Raw genomic sequence first — 18,955 nt, 5'->3', positions numbered from 1 at the left:
AATACTGGTCTAGCCCTGATTATTCTCTCGGCGCGCGGTCCGCCCTGTGGCCAGCGGACCCGCGTTCCCGTCGAGGTCGTCCGCCGCCCGACGGAACCCGACCATCCACTGGAGCGACCTACCGTAGGGGCACCGGTCACGTCGGGTGAGCCCGCGAGGTGAGAAGGGGCGACGAACGCTGGCGGCCGGGTTTCCGACGGCGACACGATCCACCGAACGGTGGCCGCTCCCCCGCCTTCCGAGGTGGTGACGGAGTCGTGCCCGCCGGCCAGTGGGCCGGCGGGCACGGTCCGGGCGACGGTCAGGCGGGCTTCTCGTAGACGGTGACGTGGGTGCCGCTGCCGAGGTAGGGCTCGCCGCGCCAGCCGCCCCAGCGATGACGGCGTTCGAGCCCGGCGAGGCGGGCCATCAGGTCGAGTTCCGAGGGCCAGGCGTACCGCATGGAGACCGGGGCGAGGCGGATCCCCGCGTCGCTGATCAGGATGTGCTGGCCGTCGAAGCGCTGGTCGACCGGGTCGTGCCGGACCGCGACCAGGCGTACGTGGTCGTGGTCGACCCGGTGGGCGTCGACACTCTGGTTGCGCTGGTAGCGGGCCATGTCCGGCACCAGGCACTCCAGGACGAACCGGCCACCGGGCACCAGTCGCCGGGCGACGTTGGCGAAGCAGCGGATCTGCTCCTCCTGCGTCATGAGGAAGAAGAAGGTGGTGAAGACGACGAAGATCATGGCGAACTGGTCGTCGGTCCCCGGGTCGACGTCGGCCATGTCGCCGATGGTGACCGGGATCCGGTCGCCGCCGGGTTTGGCACGCATGATGGCGACCATGGCCTCGGAGGCGTCGACGCCCCGCAGGTCGATTCCCCGCTCGGCCAGGGGTATGGTCACCCGGCCGGTGCCCACCGCCAGTTCGAGGACCGGTCCCGCCGGCCCCTCCTTGATCAGCTCCGCCAGGCAGCGGACGGCGTCCGCCGGGTCGAGATCGGCGTGCCACTCGTCGTAGACGTCGGCGTTGGTCTCGCCGTAGGTGTCCGGTCCGTAGTTCCGCATGGTGCGCCTCCTGTCGGGTCAGTCCAGCGGTCGCATGTCGTGGGTGACGGTGCCGGCGGCGGCCAGCGAGTGGTAGAGGCCCAGTTCGGCGGTGGCCCCCTCGGCCAGCACGAGGGCGGTGCAGCCCCGCTGGTCGGCGAGGTGGACGATCCGGTCCCCGATCCGGGCGGTCGGATAGAACTCGGGCTGGCCGGGAAAGAGCCCGAGCCGTTCGGACCCGCGCCAGCCGGCGAGGCGGCCCGGTGCCGGGGGGTGCAGGAAGGTCATGCCGTAACCGGGTCCGGGGGACAGCGGCACGTCCAGCAGCCGGGGCCGCAGACCGAGGGCGGCGTCGATCACCGCGCGGTACACGTTGGTCCCCAGGGATCGGCACATCATCTCCCCGATGACCGCCCCGGCGATCCGCCCGTTGACCTCCACCACCTCCGGCCCGTCCGGAGTGCGGGCGAACTCGGTGTGGGCGATCCCGGACGGGAACCCGACCGCGTCGAGGACCTTGCCGATCCAGGTCTCCAGGTGCGCGAACTCCTCGGCGGGGAAGGCGACCGGGAAGGCGACGGCCTCCTCGCGCCGGACCGGTTCCGGGGTGTGGATGTGCACCCCGACCCCGAGCAGCCTCGTACGTCCCTCCCCGGTCACCGTCTCGGCGCTGTAGACGGGACCGGGGAAGTACGGTTCGGCCACGAGGTGCGCGCCCATCAGGGTGGCGTCGGCGACCTGGCGGACGGCCCGGTCGCGTTCGGCGTCGTCGCGGATCAACCAGACCGAACGGGAGGAGGTGCCCGCCGAGTCCTTCACGATCACGGGACAGCCGATCGCCGCGACCGCCGCGCTGACCGCCTCGGCCGTCGGCTCGACCCGGATCGCGCCGGACCGGCTCAGTCCGGCCCGGTGCAGCAGGTCACGCACCTCGGCCTTGTCCCGCAGGGTGCGGGCGGTGTCCAGGCCGAGGGTGGCCAGGCCGAACCGTTCGGCCAGCTCCGCCCCGGGCAGCATCCAGGTGTCGGTGGAATTGACCAGCCCGGCCAGGTCGGGGATCCGGTCGAGGACCGCGGCGCAGGCCGCGACGTCGGTGGTGTCGACGTCGATCACCGTCAGGTCGTCCGGCCCCAGCCGGTCGAGTTCGTACGCGTACACCGCCCGGTTGCCGGTGAGCAGGCACAGCCGGTGTCCCGCCTCGGCGGCGGCGTCCCGCAGGTGGGCCAGTCCGAAGGTGAGGGCCTCGATGAGCGCGATGGTCACGGTGTCTCCTCGGCGTCCAGCGGGCGGGTCGCCTCCACGACCAGTCGTTTCGCGTGGTTGTCGTACGGCTCTCCGGCGAACCCGCCGAAGCAGCGGATCCCGGTGAAGCCGGCGGCGGTCAGCATGGCGCGGATCTCGGCGGCGCTGTAGACGAACTGCTCGAAGAACCCGTGCCGGGCGCGGTCGCCCTGCACGAGGGTCCAGTCGCTGCGGAACCGGGTCCAGTCGTCCAGGATGGTGTCCCGCATGAACAGGGCACCGCCGTCGACGTCCACCACCTTCGGGACGCCGGCCCAGCGGGCGAAGATCTCCTTGCTGAACAGGTCCAGCAGCAGGCGACCACCGGGCACCAGGCTCCGCCGGGCGTGGTGCAGCACGCGCTGGTTCTGCGCCGGGTCGGCGAAGTAGCCGAAGGACGTGTACATGCTGATGACCAGGTCGTAGCAGTCCGGTTCGACGAACTCCCGCATGTCGGCGCGGACCAGACGGACCTTCAGGCCGCCCGCCTCGGTCGCCTCCCGCGCGCGGTCCAGCATCGCCTGGCTGAGGTCCACCCCGGTGACCTGGGCACCGCGTTCGGCGAGCGGGACGGCGTAGGTCCCGGGGCCGCAGCCCAGGTCGAGCACCACGGTGCCGGCCGGCAGGTCCAGCAGCGGTGAGGTCGCCACCCAGTCCGCCGCCTCCCGCCGGCGGGCAGGAGCGAACAGGGCTCCCGCGAAGTCCACCCAGAACGTGTCGTCTTCAAACCACTCCATCGGCAGCTCCGATTCGTACGGCGGCGGACGCGCAACAGGTTGCACGACGGCGCGGAAAGCCCTCCACAGAAGGCCGGAATTCCGCAGAGGATGCCAATCTGAAGATCATTTGGATGGACACACTCCCATCCATAGGAGTCTTAGCATGACTGGCCATGAATCCCCGTCGACTCGGAACCATACCATCACTTTCGGAGGCTGCACCCAATGAGCGAAGATTCAGTGGCGCGCCTCCATCAAATGCACACCTGGTGTACCGCATCACGGAAAGACAGGGCCACGTCCCTCCCATTATTCATCTGCTAGTGTCAATGTAGTGTCTGCGCTCGCCCTAATCCGGGCACGATCGCGCCATCCACTGCCGCGGCCGCCCACCACCGCGGCCCGTCCCGACCGAGCACAGAGGAGTGATCCGTCATGCCCTTCAGCGGTGCTTCGACGAGTACGACGCTGCTGCACTCCCATGTCACCGACGCGGTCAAGGCACCGAGTTTCATCCGACTGTCCGGGAACGTGGTGCTCGCCCGTTCCGAGACCCTGAAGATCTACGCCGCGCTGGGCGCGGTACGCGCGCTGCTGAAGGCGGGTACCGTCCGCCCCGGGGACACCCTCGTCGACAGCTCCAGCGGCATCTACGCCCTCGCCCTGGCCATGGTCTGCCACCGCTACGGACTGCGCTGCCACATCGTGGCGTCGACGACGGTGACCTCCACCATCCGGGCGCAGCTGGAGATCCTCGGCGCCACCGTGGACCAGATGCCCCCCGAGCGTGACCTGCGACTCGACCAGCACCGACGGGTGGCCCGGGTGCAGGAACTCCTGCGCGTCAACCCCGGCATGCACTGGATGCGTCAGTACCACGACCCGGTCCACTACCGGGGCTACCGGGAGATGGCGGAGCTGGTGCGCCAGGCCCTGCCCGACGCGCCCCTGGCCGTGGTGGCCAGCGTCGGCACGGGCGCATCGAGCGCCGGCCTGATCCAGCCGCTGCGGGAGCACGACCCCTCGACCCCGCTGATCGGCGTCCAGCCGTTCGGGAGCGTGAGCTTCGGCAGCGAACGGTTCCAGGACCCGGAGGCCATCATCGCCGGCATCGGCAGCGCCATCCCCTTCGACAACGTGCGTCACGAGCTCTACGACCGCGTGCACTGGATGAGCTTCCGGCACGCCATGGCCGGCACGGTGGCGCTGATGCGCGCGCACGCGGTCTTCGCCGGCCTCTCCACCGGCGCGGCGTACCTCACCGCCCTGTGGGAGGCGCGGCGCCGTCCGGAGCGGACCCACCTGCTGGTCGGGGCCGACACCGGACACCGCTACGTCGAGCAGGTGTTCGCCCGGCACCGGGAGGCCCCGGACCCCGGCACCCTCGAACCGGTCGAGATCGGTTCTCTCGACGAGCTGACCCCACCCTGGTCCACCATGCGGTGGGCCCGCCGTGGCCACCCGTCCCCGTCGGCGGTCGTCGTCGGCTCCCGCCGCCCCGGTCCCCCGGCGGGGAGACCGGCCGGGAGAGGGTGAGAGCCGGCCGGCAGGACCGGCGATCGTCGGGCCGGACGCGGCCGGCCGGGCAACCCGCCGCCCACGGGTCAGGCCGCCTCCCCCGTGCCGGGTACGCGTCGGCGCAGCCGGTGCGCCCCCAGCACGAGCGGGGGAAGCAGGACGCACTGGGCGGCCACGACCAGCCAGAATCCCGCGAGGCGGTCACCGCTCTCGAACAGCCCGTACACGTTGCCGCCCACCGCGCCGCTGAGGAAGGAGCCGATACCGACGGCCAGTCGCTGCTGACCGAAGACCACGGTCGCGGACCGTCGTGACCTCGCCAGCGCCTCGAGGTCGTTCTTGAGCAGCAGCACCGCGCTGCCGACGCTGATCGCGGCGACGCCGACCGCGATGGTGACCTCGTTCCCGCCGGCGAAGGAGACCATCCCCACCGCCAGGCAGCCGAACCCGATCGCCATCGCCGCCGGGTAGCTCGTCCGCTCGACCCGCTGCGCCACCAGCGGCTGCACGAGGACCAGACCGAGTGAGTACCCCATCATGGTCGCTCCGAAGAACACCGTGGCCACCCGGCCCTGGGCGTAGCTCGACAGGTACTGGAAGAACTGCATGTGCACGTAGTAGGAGAGCGCGGTGACCACGAAGGGCAGCACCGCCAGCCCGGCCAGCATGCGCCGGAACGGCTCGACCGGCGGGGCGTCCTCGGTGCGCCGCTCCCGGCGGAGGAAGAGGTGGGCGACCGCCAGGCTGGTGTAGACCGCCGTGACGACGGCGAACATCCGGCCCGGATGCTGGATGAGCAGGGCCCCCACCACCGGCCCGAGGGCGATACCGAGATTCCCGGCGGCGTTGCCGGCGGAGACCAACCGGGGCCGCTGCTCCGGGCTCGCCCCGTGCACCAGGTAGCTGCGGTAGGCCGGTGAGTAGAGCGAACCGCCACCGGAGATAAGGAACAGTCCCGCGATGGTGAGCGCCGGGCTGCCCGCCCCCGCCAGGAAGGCGCCACCACCGAGGCTGTACATGACCAGGGCACCGACCAGGGACCGTTGCAGGCCGAGCCGCTCGGCCAGCGCCGCGGTGGCCGGCGCGCTGGCGAACTGCACCAGCGTCGCCACCCCGAGCACGAGGCCGACCTGCGCCATGTCCGCGCCCATCCGCTCGCGCAGCAGCACGGCGAGGTAGGGGTAGACCGAGAACGAGCCGACGTTGACCAGGAAACCGCCCGCCAGCAGCGCGATCTGGGGCCCGGTGAAGGAGCGGCCGGGACGCGCCGGCGACTGCCGGGGAGGACGGGTCCGCGCCGCGGTTCCGGTCCGGTACCGGCCCACCGTCAGGATCCCGCAGCCGGGCCGGGCCCGACGTCGGGGGTCGGGGGGTCCTCGGGCCCGGGCACGACCCCCAGACCCGGGGCGTCCCCGAGGACGATCCGTCCCCGGTCGAGCCCCAGGCCCCGGAAGGGTGGATCACGAAGGAGGAACTGGCTGTCGATGTCGATCCGGTCGGCGAGGGGGGCCAGCAGCGCAGCCTGGCTGAGCGCCAGCTCCGACTCGCAGTTGCAGCTGAGCATCACCGAGAGGCCGAGCCGCCGCGCGGTCTCCATCACCCGGCGGGTGGCCCGGACGCCGCCCGACTTGGCCAGCTTGACCACGACGCCGTCGGCGAGGCCACCCGCGGCATGGACGCTGGCGACGTCGGTGCAGCCCTCGTCGAGGAAGACCGGCAGCCGACCGGGCAGGTCCCGGTAGCGGCGGTAGGCGTCGACCGCCTCCGTGGGGAAGGGCTGCTCGACGAGCTGGATGTCGAGGTCACGCAGGCGCGGGGTCAGGTCCCGGGCCGTCTCGAAGGTCCATGCCTCGTTGGCGTCGATCCGGATCGGGCGGCTGGTCGCCGCGCGGACGGCGACCAGCCGGTCGAGATCCTCGGCGCTGCGCACCTTCATCTTGAAGGCGCCCACGTCCGGGGCGTTCGCCACCACCTCCAGGGTCTCCGCCACGCTGGCGATGCCGATCGTGTACCCCGTCGGCTGCGCGAGGGTGCGGGACATTCCGAACAGCTGCCAGGTCGGCACTCCGGCCTTCCGGCCGAGCCAGTCGTGCACGGCGCCGTCGAGGGCCATCCGGGCGCCGACGGGCGCCGCCCACTCCGCCACCCGGTCGAGGACCTCGTCGGGGTCGGACAGGTCGGGACCGAGGACCTTCGCGCCCTCCGCCACGATCGCCTCGACGACCTCGTCGAGGGTCTCGCCGTGCGCCCAGGCGGGTGTGCCCTCCCCCTGGCCCGCGACGCCGCCGTGGGCGATCGTCGCGACGCAGGTGTCGGTCGAGTCGTAGGCGAGACGTGAACTCCGGAATGTCGTGAGCAGACGCAGAGTCGTACGACGGACGCGTAATTCCATGGTGGCCACCATGCCACGAGTCAGCCAGTTAATCCATGCTCGACAATCTAATAATCTCGCTGTAATCAGCGCTGATCGGGTCGCGCGAATGCCCGCGTCCCACGTTGGAGCGGATAAGCAGGCTTTACGCGGACGGACGGGAGAAGCGGGTGGCCGCAACGCCGGAAAACAACTCCGGGGTGACCTCGATCGCGAAGTCCCGGACGGGTACATCGGTTCAGGTAGGTCTTGGCACGGCACTCCTCGACGTTCTTGCCGACACCGGCGACGAATGTTCTCCGCGCGAGGGGACGAGGTCGTTCCCGACGCCGGGTCCGGCGTCGACGGCCATGATCATGACGGCCGGATCGTGGACGACGAAGAAGCCGGTGGTGGTGTCGGTGCCGACCGCCTCCTCGACCCCAGCATGACGGGGGGCGGTGACGGGGAATCGACAGTGCGGGCGAGCAGGCGGTGCCGGCTCAGGCGGACGACCATCGGAAGCGCCTTTCCGGCCCGGCGGTCGTCAGATCCCGGTCGCACGCCCGAGGGGCGCAGCCGACCCGGACTCCGACCCGTGGGCCACGACGGGTGGGGAGCGGGGATCGCGGCACGTCGGGTATTCGGGCTCGCCGCCGGGTGCACACCTCGACGGCCTACCGTTGCGGGCCAGCGCCGGAATTCGACCGGACTTCCCCCAGACGTACGCGCGTGTGGAGTTGTCACACCAGTCTCGACGCCACCACCACAGCTGTCAATGCGTGATCGGCCGGATGCGGCGGGTGGGGACCGACGTGTGCCACCCGGCGGGGCAGGAGGCGGTGCCGCCGTCCGCGCGACGCCGGGCGGGGCCTCCGTGGGCACACAGTCGTGCGATCCTCATCGATGGGTTACCACGACTCGTTCCGTCACGGGGAGATCGACATGCCTTCACTCTCGCGCGCCCATCGCCGGACCACGGCGCTGATCGTGGCATCGACGCTCAGCTGCGGACTGGCGGCGGGGCTGGCGGCGGTTCCGGCCGCCGCGGCGGTGACCGCGCCCACCGATCTCCGGACGGCCGACCAGCCCTGCGCCACGGCCGCGCCGGGACAGTACCTGAGTCCGAGAAAGCTCAACACCGCCCAGGCCGTCGTGCTGCGGGGCACCTTCAGCCGCGCCAGCGACGACACCGGCCTGCGGGCCGACTTCCAGGTGTGGGACATCACCACGCCCGAGCAGCCACAGCAGTGGCTCCGGAACGTCGGCGAGCAGAGCGACCAGGTCTACGTCCAGCTCGAGGACGAGTCGAAGCAACTCGACGGTGTCACCTACGCGTGGCGGGTGCGCGTCCTCGACGGCACGGACGCGTCCCCGTGGAGCAGCACCTGCCACTTCACCGTCGACCGCACCGGCGGCCCGGCCGCGGCCGTCGCCTCCTCCGTCTATCCGCCCGGAAGCTGGGACGACGCCAGCGGCGCGATCGGCGTGCCCGGCACGTTCACGCTCACCTCGGTCAGTGACGACACCGTCGGCTACCGCTACCGGTTCGCCTCGACCGAACCGGACGAGGACTCCGACTACGCCCAGGTGGACGCCGACGAACTCGGCGGTCCGGCGACCCTCCAGTGGTCTCCCCGAACGGCCGGCCACCACACGCTGATCGTCCAGGCCGTCGACCGGGCCGGGAACTGGTCCGAGGCGACCCGCTACGAGTTCTACGTCCGGGAGACCCGCCCGGCGATCTTCTCGTCCGCGTACCCGGACTACGGCCCGAACCTGGACTACAACGTCGGGGTGCCCGGGGCGTTCGACCTGATCGCCACCGTCCCCGGCGCGGCGTCGTTCGTCTGGCGGATCGACGGGGACGGTCCGTCGGGGACGGCGCCGGTCGGTGCCGACCGGAAGGCGACGGTCATGATCGCCCCCACCCGCGCCGGCCGGCAGACCCTCCACGTCCACAGCGTCACCACCGACGGCACGGCACACGTTCCCCGTACCTACACGTTCACCGTGGACAACGGCCCCACGCTCACCGGGAACACCAGCCGGAGCGTGACGATCGGCTCGTCGCTCACGTTCCACCTCGCGCCCCGGGCACCCCAGGTCGAGGCGTACCTCTACTGGCCGCAGTACTCGGGCCTGGCGGAACCGCCGGTCGAGAAGACCACCGTGCCGGCTCGCGCGGACGGCACCGCCGACCTCACCTGGACCGCCACCGGGACCAGTGTCATCGGCCTGCACTTCCAGAGCCGGAGCGCGGACGGCACCCTCTCCGAACCGCGCTGGACCTCCGTCTCGGTCGACGGGGCGGAGCCCACGGTGACCCACACCGGCGGGACCGACGTGGAGACGCCGACCACCTTCACGGCCCGCACCCGGATGGCGGACGTCGTCGAGTACGTGGCGACGTTCAACGGCGACGAGGCCACGAAGCAGGTCCTTGCGCCGTCCGCCAGCGGCAGCGTCACCTTCGCCTTCACCCCGACCAGGGGCGGCTACCACTACGTCACGGTCTTCGCGCGCAACGCCGCCGGCGTGCGGACCGTGGAAGGCGGCACGTCCTGGTCGGTCGTGGACGGGCCCCGGGTCACCTCGACCGACTTCCCGGCCACCGGCAGCGGCCCCCTCGCCACGGGCACGTTCACCCTCACGCCGCGCCTGTCCGGCACGACGGCGTACGAGTACTCGTTCAACCACGCCCCGTACTCGAAGATCCTCGCCCAGCCCGACGGCACCGCCACGCTGACCTGGACGCCGACCGGGGCCGGCAAGCACCGGCTGACCGTTCGCGGCGTCACGGCCGCCGGCACCCGCTCCATGAGCACGCAGTACACCTTCACCGTCGAGGCCGGGGCCGACCGGGTCACCTCGACGGTGCCGGCTCCGCTGCCGACGGGCGGCCCCCGGACGACCGCCGGCCGTAGCTGACGAGAAGGGGCCCCGTCCCTCCGCCGGTGGCGGCGGGACGGGGCCCTCCGGTGGGCCTCAGAAGTCGTCGGGGGTGCGGATCCGGTCCCGGATCCAGGCGCCGGCCGGCTTGAGGCGGCTGGTGCCGCCGAACTGACCGCTGCCACAGGTGCCGGTGGTGAAGACGGCGCCGGATCGGAAGTCGTCGGAGAAGTTCCAGTTCGTCCAGCTGATCTTCTTGCTGGCCATCAGGTCGAGATACCGCTGGGACATGGTGAAGTTGTTGGGGCCGTCACCGGTGTACTCCTGGGTGCCGAACTCGGTGACGAAGAGCGGCAGCCGGTCGGCGGCCTGGGCGAAGGTGTTGTAGTACAGGTCGCCGTGCGAGGCGGCGTAGAAGTGGAAGACGTACATCAGGTTGCCGCCGCTGACCGGGTTCGCCGCGATCGTGTCGACCCCGCCGCCGCTGCCGGAGACACCGAGCGAGGACCAGTCCGGGGTGCCCACCAGGACCACGGCCTCCGGGTCACGGCTGCGGATCACCGGGATGACCTGCTCGGCGTAGCTCTTGATGGTGCCCCAGGAGACCCCGTTGGGCTCGTTCGCGATCTCGTAGAGCACGTTGACCTTGTCCTTGTGCCGCTCGGCGATCTCGGCGAAGAAGGTCCGGGCCCGGGTGAGGTTGTGGTTCGGGTCGCCGGGGCTGAGCATGTGCCAGTCGACGATGGCGTACATGCCCCGGGCGGTGGCCAGCTCGATGTAGTTGTGCACCATGTCGGTGAAGCGGCGGGGGTCGGTCTCGTAGCCACCCTCCTGGACGTACATCGAGATCCGCAGCACGTCGGCGTTCCACTCGCGGGCGAGCACGTCCAGCGAGGCGGGGGTGGCGCAGTTGGCGTACCACTGGATGCCGTGCGTGCTCATGCCGCGCAACTGGATCGCCTTGCCGTTGCGGTTGCAGAGCTGGCGTCCGCAGACCCGGAGCTGGCCGTTGGCTGCGACCGGGGTGGCGGCGGTCGGCGGCGGGGTGGTGGGCGGTGGCGTGGTGGGCGGGGCGGTGGTGGACGGCGGCGGTGTGGTCGGTGTGGTGCCGCCGCCGCAGGGCTGACCGTTGAGGGTGCAGCCGATCGGGCTACCGGAGCCGTTGCCGAGGAAGCCGAAGGTCACCGAGGCGCCCGGGGCGACCGTGCCGTTCCAGGACCGGTTGGTGAACGTGTGGTGCTGCCCGCTGCTGGTCAACAGCGCGTCCCAGTACGAGCCGACGGTGGTGCCGGCCGGGAGGTCGAACTCCAACCGCCAGGAGGTGATCGAGGTGCTGCCGGAGTTGGTGATCGTGTAACGACCCTCCCATCCGGTACCCCAGTCGCTGACCTTGGAGAAACTCGCGGTCGGTGCCGCTGCCGCACCGGCGGTGGTGGACAGGGCGAGCGGCGTCAGCGCCACCGCCGCGATGAGGCCGGCCACCAGGATCGGTCTGCCGCGAAGTCGCACGAGCCACCTCCAGAACGATGACAGTATTTATTGCCATCGAACTATAAAGAAGGTTAAGTGTTACTGCAACGCGCGGACCCCCGGCACGACCGTCCACCACCGCCGGAAGCGACGACTCAGAGGACGATGGTGGGGTTGTAGTACCCGAGCCAGAGCGAGAGGTCGATGACCCGCTCCAGGCGCAGCCGGTGGCCCCACCCGAGCTTCTCCGGCGGCACCTCCAGCGCGGGCCGGACGCCGTCGACGTCCACGATCTCGCGCAGGACGCTGTGCGGGTCCTTCAACGCGTCGGCGGCCTGCTGCTGGACGCCCCGGTTGTAGCGGACGTCGTGGGTGGAGGGGTAGTGGTTCTTCAGCCGGTCCAGCACCGACTGCGGCACCAGGCCCTGGGCGACCGACCGCAACAGGCTCTTCTCCCGTCCGTCGTACGTCTTCATCGCCCACGGCGCGTTGAAGACGTACTCGACGAGCCGGTGGTCGCAGTAGGGCACCCGGACCTCCAGCCCCACCGCCATGCTGAGCCGGTCCTTGCGGTGCAGGAGCTGCCGCAGCCAGCGGGTGAGGCTCAGGTGCAGCAGTTCCCGTACGCGTCGCTCCTCCGGCGACTCCCCGTCGTGCCTCGGGACCGCCGCGAGCGCGTCCCGGTAGGTGTCCGCCTGGAACTCGCGCAGCCGTAGCTTCGCGGAGAGGTCCGGGTGCAGCGGCATGGCCTGCCGGTCGTTGGTGACCAGCAGCCAGGGGAAGGTGTCGGCGGCGAGCGCCTGCGGCGAGTGGAACCAGGGGTACCCACCGAAGACCTCGTCGGCCGCCTCCCCGGAGAGCGCGACGGTGGAGGTCCGCCTGATCTCGCTGAAGAGCAGGTAGAGGGACGTGTCCATGTCGCCGACGCCGATCGGCGAGTCCCGGGCGATCACGACGGCCTGCCGGTTCGCCGGGTCGAGGAGCCGGTCGGGGTCGAGCAGGATCGTGTGGTGGTCCGAGCCGATGAACGCGCCCGCCTCACGGGCGAACGGCGCGTCCGGGCTGGAGCGCAGGACGTCGGCGGTGAACTGCTCCTGCTGGTCGTGGTAGTCCACGGCGAACGAACGGATGCGCTCGCCGGGGCCCTCCCGGTGCTGGATCTCCCGGTTGAGCAGCGCGGTCAGCACGGTGGAGTCCAGGCCACCGGAGAGCAGCGTGCACCGGGGCACGTCCGCCTCCAACTGCCGGTGGGCGCTGTCGACCAGCAGGTGCCGGACGTTCGCCAGCGTGGTCGGCAGGTCGTCGGTGTGCGGCCGGGCCTCGATCCGCCAGTACGTCCGCTCGGTCAGGCCCGACCGGTCGAACCGGACCACCGACCCCGGCAGCACCTCCCGAATGCCCGACCAGACCGACGGGCCGGTGTTGAACAGCAGGCTGTACGCCTCGCGGATGCCGTCCAGGTCCACCCGGGGCTCGACCTCCGGGTGGGCGAGGATCGCCTTCGGCTCGGAGCCGAACAGCACTCCGCCAGCGGCCTGGCTGTAGTACAGCGGCTTGATGCCCAGCCGGTCCCGCACCAGGATGAGCGACTGGCGGCGCTGGTCCCACACGGCGAAGGCGTACATGCCGTTGAGGCGGTGCACCACCTCCTCGCCCCATTCGAGGTAGGCGCGGAGCAGCACCTCGGTGTCGCTCTGGGTGTGGAAGGGGTGGCCGAGGCGGCGCAGTTCCTCGCGCAGCTCCACGAAGTTGTAGACCTCACCGCTGTAGGTGAGCACCACCTCGGCGCCGTCCGACTCGGCCACCATCGGCTGCTGCCCGCCGATGATGTCGATCACGGCGAGGCGTCGGTGCCCGATGGCCGCGTGCGCGTCGAGCCAGCGCCCGCCCGCGTCCGGGCCCCGAGGGGTCATGGTCCCGACCATCGCCTCGATGACCTGGTGCTCCGACCGCAGGTCGCGGTCGAAGGAAACCCAGCCGGTGATTCCGCACATGTCGTCGTCCCCTCCACTCTCGGCGCGGCCCGGCACTCCGGGCGTACCGCATCGGACCGACGGCTCACGAACACCGCGAGCCGGCCACATGGAGTTGAAGGTAATCCCTATCGGCTTTGAAGGCATTAAGTCGATCTCCATGACCGGATTCCCCGTCGGGCCACGAAGGCCGAACCCGCCGACCGGCGCGGCGCGGCACCGGTCGGACAACGCACCGCATCGACGTGCGTCTTTGCTGATGCGGACCCCGACCAGGCCGGTCGAAGCGCCTCTCCGACACCTGCGGCGAGGCGGGACGCGCCGCGACGATCGGTCCGTACTGTGGCAATTTCGTGTTGCGGAAAATTGTCCGGGAACCATTCCGGCCGCCCCGGCGACCGGGTGCCACCGGCCCGCGGCGACCACCGCAGACCGGCCGGAACCGGCGGGAACGCCCCGCCCGCCCGACCGGAACGGCCCGCCGTACACCATCCTGGAATTGACATCTGTAACATTGTTTCCGGGAACCGCAGGCTGACGCGGAGCGACCAGTAGCGTATGGGATTCGACGCGGAAGATACCTCGGGCCGGACCGTCGACCGTTCCGGGAAAACCACCCCGGACCGCGACAGGTGGCTGCTCGTCTACGCCGCCGGGGCGGTGGTGTTCGTCGCGATGCTCGAGACCAGCATCGTCAACGTGGCCCTTCCCGCTATCCGGGACGACCTCGGCGGCGACCCGGCGACCACCCAGTGGACGGTCCTGGCGTACCTGCTGCCGGTGGTGGCCCTGGTGCTGCCCGCCGGGCGCTGGCTGGACCGGGTGGGCAGGCGCGCCGCCCTCGTCGCGTCGGTGGGTGGCTTCGCCGTCGCCAGCACCGCGGCCGGGCTCGCGCCGGGCGTCGGGTTCCTCGTCGCGGCCCGGGTGGCCCAGGGCACCTGCGCGGCGGTGATGTTCGCCCTGATGCCGGTGCTGGCCACGGTCGCGGTCCGACCCGAGGCGCGCGGCCGGGCGATGAGCGTGCTGGCCACGCTCGGGCCGCTCGGCGCGGTCGCGGGCCCGCCCCTCGGCGGGCTGCTGCTCGGGGTGGGCGGCTGGCGGCCGGTCTTCTTCGCGGTGGTCCCGGTCGCCGTCGGGATCGTCCTGGTCGGGCTCCTCGCCATGCCCGACGACGGTCCGCTCCGGGCCCCCGACCGCCGGTGGCTCGCCGAGGCGGCGCTGACGGCGCTGGGGCTCGGGGTGCTCCTGGTGGCGCTGACCAGGACGGCGGAGGCCGGCCCGGAGTGGCTCCTGCTGGTGTTCCCCGCCGCGGTGGTCCTCGGGGTCTGGTCGCGGCTCCCGGCCAGCCGCCCGGTGTTGACCCTGCTGTGTGTGCCCGGCGTCCGCGCCGGGCACGTCGCCGTCCTGCTGCTCGCCCTCGGCTTCGCGGTGATGCAGTTCCTCCTGCCGTTCCACCTGGTCGACGTGGTCGGGGTCAGCACGGAGATCACCGGCCTGACCATGCTCGCCTTCGCCGCCGGCATGGGCCTGGCCGGCCCGGTCGGCGGGGTGCTGGCCGACCGGTGGGGCGCGGGGCGGACCGGCGCGCTCGGCGCGGTCGTGGTGACCGTCGGCCTGCTGCTGGTCCAACCGCTGCCGTCCGGGTGGGATCCGCTCGACGTGGCGTGGCGGCTCGCCCTGGCCGGCGTCGGGATGGGCCTGTACGGCGGCCCGGTCCAGGCCATGGTGATGACCGCCGCGCCGCCCGGCCTGACCGCGACGACCGGTGGGACCGTCCAACTCGCCCGGAACCTGGGGTTCGCCCTCGGCCCCGCCGTCGCCACCGCCGCCTGGGCCGCCGACGGTTACTCCGTCACCGGCATGCGGGCCGCGTTGGCCGCCGGGGTCCTGGCCGCCGCCGTCGGCGCGCTCGCGCTGGTAGGGCACGGTCGCCGCGCCGGGCGCGGACACCCGGCCGGGACGGCCCGGGCCGAGCCGGCGGCGCCCGGCCGGACGGCCGCCCGCTGACCGGGGCCGACATGCTCCGCCACCCACGGCCGGCCCGACGCCCACCGGCCGGTGTTGTGCAGACCTGTCCCGCGCTGCCGCCCGAATCGCGATGTGGCAGGACGTTTCCGCTGGCAGGTCCTATGTGGGAAGTGCCAGTTCTGGCGTCAAACTGTCGATCACGGAAATCGCCGCCAGGGCGGTCGAGGAACAGGCGAAGATGCTCGGGCACGCCAACTCTCCCCCACCCCAGGAGGCGCGATGTCCGCATGGCGTAGCACGGTTTCCGCTCTCGCCGTCGCCCTGACCATGGTGCTCCTCGCACCCGCCGCCCCGGCCTCGGCCGCCGTCGGCTCCTACGGCGTCTCGCCGAGCGGAGGCTCGGTCTACCGCACCAACACGATCTACTCCAGCGGGTTCGCCAGCAGCCCCGGCACGGTGCCCGCCGGCGCCACCGTCACCGGCGTCAGTTGGCAGTTCAACCTGTCGAGCTACCCGTCCAACCTCACCCGGCAGCTCTGCAACGTCCAGCGCTGCGAGACCCTCTGGACGTTCGGGGGAAACACCGGAACCTCGACCTACTTCACCGGGGACCCGGCCAACAACAGTTGGTACTTCCGGTTCGTCCTGGTCTTCGGATCCGGCTCCAGCGTGATCAATCCACCGGTGTACGCGTACACCCACAACGTGACCGTGAGCTACCAGTACTGAGAACACGCCCGCCCGACGGGGTCGCCACCGCCCGGTGGCGGCCCCGTCGGGTTTCCGGGGCGCGCCGGGAGGTCAGCAGTTCCGCACCCGGGCGGTGCCGACCCAGCCGTTGGTGTCGCCGGAGGCGTTCCAGAGGGAGACGTGGTACCGCTCGTTGGCCTCCTGCGCCGCGTACCGCACGTCGTCGAAGCCGATCTGGTCGGAGCGGTCGTGGAGCGCGTCGTCCGCACTTTCGAACTTGACGACATTCCCCGCCAATACTGACAGCGGGGAAAAACGGTCCCGCACGCCCTGATAGCGGGGAAATAGCCCCGCGCTTTCCGTCCTCACCGGACCCGGCCTGCACGAACACCAACCATTGGAGTTTCGGCAACACCTGCCGATCATTCCATGACACTCCACCGCACGGCGGGTGCCGACCTCGGGCGAAAGGTCGGTCCCGTTGACGGGACGGCCACATTAGCCACGCCGGCCGAGCCGCTCGGCGGCACGAGCGGCCAAACGTCGCCCCCGGCCACCCGAACCGGGCGGCCGGGGGCACCACGCGGCCCGTCCGGGGCAGGCCGGTCGGCGAGGGCGACACCTCGCAACGGCGATCACGAAACGCGCACGTCACGCCCCCGGGCCCGCCGCGACGTCACGGGAAATTCATCGAGAATCGCGATACCAAGGTCGAGAAATGGGCGACGCTCTAGCACCCGCTCGACGGTCGCGTCAATTCGGCAGGCGACAGTTGTAGCCTCTGACGGCCGCAATTTGTCATTGATAGCCTTCGTCGGCACTCGCCACCGTCCACATCGGACGGACCCACCGGTCGTCTCCTCATCGGAGGTCAGTACATGGTCCCCACCGGACCTGCGCGCCGTCGCGCCACACGACTCGCCCTCGCCGGGCTGACCGCGCTCACGGTCGTCCTCGGCACCCAGACCGCCGGCCTCGCCCGGCCGTCGACCGCACCGGCCCAGCCACCCACCGTCGCCGGCCACGGTCAGGTCGCCACCCCGAAGCAGGCCATCCCCAAACCGCTGCCCACCCGGTCCGGCACCGTCAAGGTCACCGGGTCGACGCAGAAGTCCCGCAGTGGTGGCGTCGGCACCCAGGCGATCAACGACAAGGTCACGCTCCGGGCGCTGGTCGTGGCCACCAACACGTCGGACTTCGGCGTGCCGGCGATCACCACCACCCTCGACCGGGTGGGCGCCAAGTACGACGTCTTCTACAGCGCCACCCAGGCGCTCACCGCCAGCGTGCTGGTCGACGCCAACGGCGTCGGCAAGTACAACGCGATCCTGCTCACCAGCGGCACGCTGCTGTACGAGTCGGGCGGCAACTACCTGGCGGGCTTCACCGACTCGGAGTGGAACCTCCTCTGGGCCTACGAGCGCAACTTCGAGGTCCGGCAGGTCGCCCTCTACACCAGCTACGGCACCTGGCCGGAGGACTACTGCCTCACCTCCAACGGTGAGGGCGGAGTCGGCGAGACGCCCCTGCCCGTCTCGCTGACCACTGCCGGCGCCGGCGTCTTCGACTACCTGAACAGCGCCGCCCAGATCCCGGTGACGGGCTCGTACGTCTACCGCAACGCGATCAGGAGCGGTTGCAGCGCCGACGCGCTGATGACCAACGGTTCCGACGTGCTCGCCGTGCGCAGCACCTCGTTCGACGGCCGGGAGCGCATCGCGCTGACCTTCACCTCGAACCAGTACCTGCTCCACACCGACCTGCTGGTCTACGGCCTGTTCCGGTGGGCCACCAAGGGTCTGCACCTCGGTGAGCAGAAGCACCACCTCAACGTCGACCTCGACGACTGGTTCAGCCCGTCGGCCCACTACAAGGACGACGGCACCGTCGAGTACTCCCCCGGTTTCCGGCTCAGCGGCCACGACGCGGTCAACCTCGACGCGCAGCAGACCGCGCTGCGCACCGCGTACCCGCTGGCGTCCGGGTTCACCTTCACCATCCCGTACAACGGCTTCGGGATCGACCCGTTCGCCGGCGACACCTGCAGCCCCAACGGTGGCCCCAACACGCTGACCGCCACCTCGAAGTGCCTCAAGAACAACTTCCGGTGGACCAACCACACGTACAGCCACCCCGCGCTGAACACGACGGACTACACCACCACCTACAACGAGATCGAGGACAACCGGACCGCGGGCGCGGCGATCGGGCTGAACGCCCCGAGCAACGTGCTGAAGACCCCGGAGTACTCCGGCCTCGGCGTCTACAACGCCACCCCGAGCAACCCCGGCGCTCCGCTCACCGACTTCGGCCTGGCCGCCTCCAACCCCGACCTGATCGAGGCGGCGGCGGACCTCGGCATCGACACCGTGGCCGGCAACATGTCCTTCGCCAGCCACGTCCCGGCGAACTTCAACACGGCCAAGGCGCACCCGATGGACACGAGCATCGCGGTGGTGCCGTGCTGGCCGACGAACATCGCCTACTTCACCACCACCGGGTCCGAGCAGGCGCACTTCTACAACTCCCTCTACGGCCCGAACGGCGCCTTCCCGTACTGGCCCACCGACCGCACCTACGCCCAGGTCCTGGACCTGGAGGCCACGGTGGGACTCCAGCACGTCGCGGCCGGCTCGATCTACGCGCACACCTTCCACATCGGCAACGTGCGTGACTACGACTCCGGCAAGACGCTGGTCACCGACTGGGTCAAGGAAGTGGTGAGCAGGTACAGCTCGTACTACTCGGTGCCGCTGCTGAACTCGTCGTGGGCGCAGATCGCCACGTACACCAAGGCGCGTACCGCCCACTTCGCCGCGCTCGGCGCCGGGGCGTCGGCGGTCTACGACCGGACCACCGGTGAGATCACGGTGACCTCGCCGGCCGCCGGTTCGCTCCAGCTCGGTGGCGTGGCCACGACCACCACGGGCGCCGTCTCGTACGGCACCGACGTCACCGTGCCGGTGACGCTGGCGGCGAACACCCCGGTGACGTTCACCGCCGCTCCCCGTCCGTAACACCCGAACAAGACGAAAGAACAGTGAAGCAGAAGTGAACGGGAGCGCTC

The 18,955-nt window shown here is 71.0% G+C and carries 14 protein-coding genes; 6 read left to right on the top strand and 8 right to left on the bottom strand.

Features of this window, described 5'->3' with window-relative positions; genetic code table 11:
* Positions 1 to 301: 301 nt before the first annotated feature.
* Genes QSK20_RS12925 through QSK20_RS12915 form a run of 3 tightly spaced genes read right to left on the bottom strand, consistent with a single transcriptional unit; the run spans position 302 to position 3,045 of the window.
* Positions 302 to 1,048 carry a class I SAM-dependent DNA methyltransferase gene (locus QSK20_RS12925; RefSeq protein WP_285788853.1) on the bottom strand — a complete coding sequence of 249 codons (747 nt, stop codon included), beginning with the start codon at positions 1,046 to 1,048 and terminating at the stop codon, positions 302 to 304.
* A gap of 18 nt (positions 1,049 to 1,066) precedes the next feature.
* Positions 1,067 to 2,290 carry an ATP-grasp domain-containing protein gene (locus tag QSK20_RS12920; protein WP_285788852.1) on the bottom strand — a complete coding sequence of 408 codons (1,224 nt, stop codon included), beginning with the start codon at positions 2,288 to 2,290 and terminating at the stop codon, positions 1,067 to 1,069.
* The gene (locus QSK20_RS12915; RefSeq protein ID WP_285788851.1) at positions 2,287 to 3,045 is read right to left on the bottom strand and encodes a class I SAM-dependent methyltransferase; all 759 of its coding nucleotides are present in this window, start codon (positions 3,043 to 3,045) and stop codon (positions 2,287 to 2,289) included. The genes QSK20_RS12920 and QSK20_RS12915 overlap by 4 nt, the downstream gene beginning before the upstream one ends.
* Before the next feature lie 417 nt (positions 3,046 to 3,462).
* Between QSK20_RS12915 and QSK20_RS12910 the strand changes: the two genes are divergently transcribed.
* Positions 3,463 to 4,563 carry a cysteine synthase family protein gene (locus QSK20_RS12910; RefSeq protein ID WP_285788850.1) on the top strand — a complete coding sequence of 367 codons (1,101 nt, stop codon included), beginning with the start codon at positions 3,463 to 3,465 and terminating at the stop codon, positions 4,561 to 4,563.
* 68 nt (positions 4,564 to 4,631) lie between these two features.
* Here QSK20_RS12910 and QSK20_RS12905 read toward each other — a convergent pair whose 3' ends face one another.
* On the bottom strand, positions 4,632 to 5,870 hold the full coding sequence (locus tag QSK20_RS12905) for an MFS transporter (RefSeq protein WP_285788849.1): 1,239 nt from the start codon (positions 5,868 to 5,870) through the stop codon (positions 4,632 to 4,634).
* 2 nt (positions 5,871 to 5,872) lie between these two features.
* Positions 5,873 to 6,937 (bottom strand): enolase C-terminal domain-like protein, encoded by a 1,065-nt coding sequence (locus QSK20_RS12900; protein ID WP_285788848.1) that lies wholly within the window; start codon positions 6,935 to 6,937, stop codon positions 5,873 to 5,875.
* 149 nt (positions 6,938 to 7,086) lie between these two features.
* On the opposite strand from QSK20_RS12900, the gene QSK20_RS12895 reads away from it, so the two are divergent.
* On the top strand, positions 7,087 to 7,347 hold the full coding sequence (locus QSK20_RS12895; protein WP_285788847.1) for a hypothetical protein: 261 nt from the start codon (positions 7,087 to 7,089) through the stop codon (positions 7,345 to 7,347).
* A gap of 493 nt (positions 7,348 to 7,840) precedes the next feature.
* Positions 7,841 to 9,826, top strand: coding sequence for a hypothetical protein (locus tag QSK20_RS12890; RefSeq protein ID WP_285788846.1), 1,986 nt, complete (start codon positions 7,841 to 7,843; stop codon positions 9,824 to 9,826).
* Positions 9,827 to 9,883: 57 nt separating this feature from the next.
* Here QSK20_RS12890 and QSK20_RS12885 read toward each other — a convergent pair whose 3' ends face one another.
* Both QSK20_RS12885 and asnB read right to left on the bottom strand, forming a co-directional pair.
* On the bottom strand, positions 9,884 to 11,275 hold the full coding sequence (locus tag QSK20_RS12885; RefSeq protein ID WP_285788918.1) for a cellulase family glycosylhydrolase: 1,392 nt from the start codon (positions 11,273 to 11,275) through the stop codon (positions 9,884 to 9,886).
* 137 nt (positions 11,276 to 11,412) lie between these two features.
* Positions 11,413 to 13,251 carry an asparagine synthase (glutamine-hydrolyzing) gene (gene asnB / locus QSK20_RS12880; protein WP_285788845.1) on the bottom strand — a complete coding sequence of 613 codons (1,839 nt, stop codon included), beginning with the start codon at positions 13,249 to 13,251 and terminating at the stop codon, positions 11,413 to 11,415.
* A 537-nt stretch (positions 13,252 to 13,788) separates the two neighbouring features.
* On the opposite strand from asnB, the gene QSK20_RS12875 reads away from it, so the two are divergent.
* Both QSK20_RS12875 and QSK20_RS12870 read left to right on the top strand, forming a co-directional pair.
* Positions 13,789 to 15,237, top strand: a complete 1,449-nt coding sequence (locus QSK20_RS12875) for an MFS transporter (RefSeq protein WP_285788844.1) — start codon at positions 13,789 to 13,791, stop codon at positions 15,235 to 15,237.
* A 240-nt stretch (positions 15,238 to 15,477) separates the two neighbouring features.
* The gene (locus QSK20_RS12870) at positions 15,478 to 15,927 is read left to right on the top strand and encodes a flagellar protein FlhE (protein WP_285788843.1); all 450 of its coding nucleotides are present in this window, start codon (positions 15,478 to 15,480) and stop codon (positions 15,925 to 15,927) included.
* A gap of 72 nt (positions 15,928 to 15,999) precedes the next feature.
* On the opposite strand, the gene QSK20_RS12865 is transcribed toward QSK20_RS12870, so the two are convergent.
* On the bottom strand, positions 16,000 to 16,185 hold the full coding sequence (locus QSK20_RS12865; protein ID WP_285788842.1) for a hypothetical protein: 186 nt from the start codon (positions 16,183 to 16,185) through the stop codon (positions 16,000 to 16,002).
* 581 nt (positions 16,186 to 16,766) lie between these two features.
* Here QSK20_RS12865 and QSK20_RS12860 point away from each other — a divergent pair.
* Entirely contained in the window at positions 16,767 to 18,905 is a 2,139-nt protein-coding gene (locus QSK20_RS12860) for an Agd3-related carbohydrate-binding protein (protein ID WP_285788841.1), read from the top strand.
* Positions 18,906 to 18,955: the final 50 nt, after the last annotated feature.

Source organism: Micromonospora sp. NBRC 101691 (assembly GCF_030269285.1).
GTDB lineage: Bacteria > Actinomycetota > Actinomycetes > Mycobacteriales > Micromonosporaceae > Micromonospora > Micromonospora echinospora.
The sequence above is the reverse complement of the archived record's forward strand: the minus strand, read 5'-3'. Positions and strand labels throughout refer to the sequence as shown.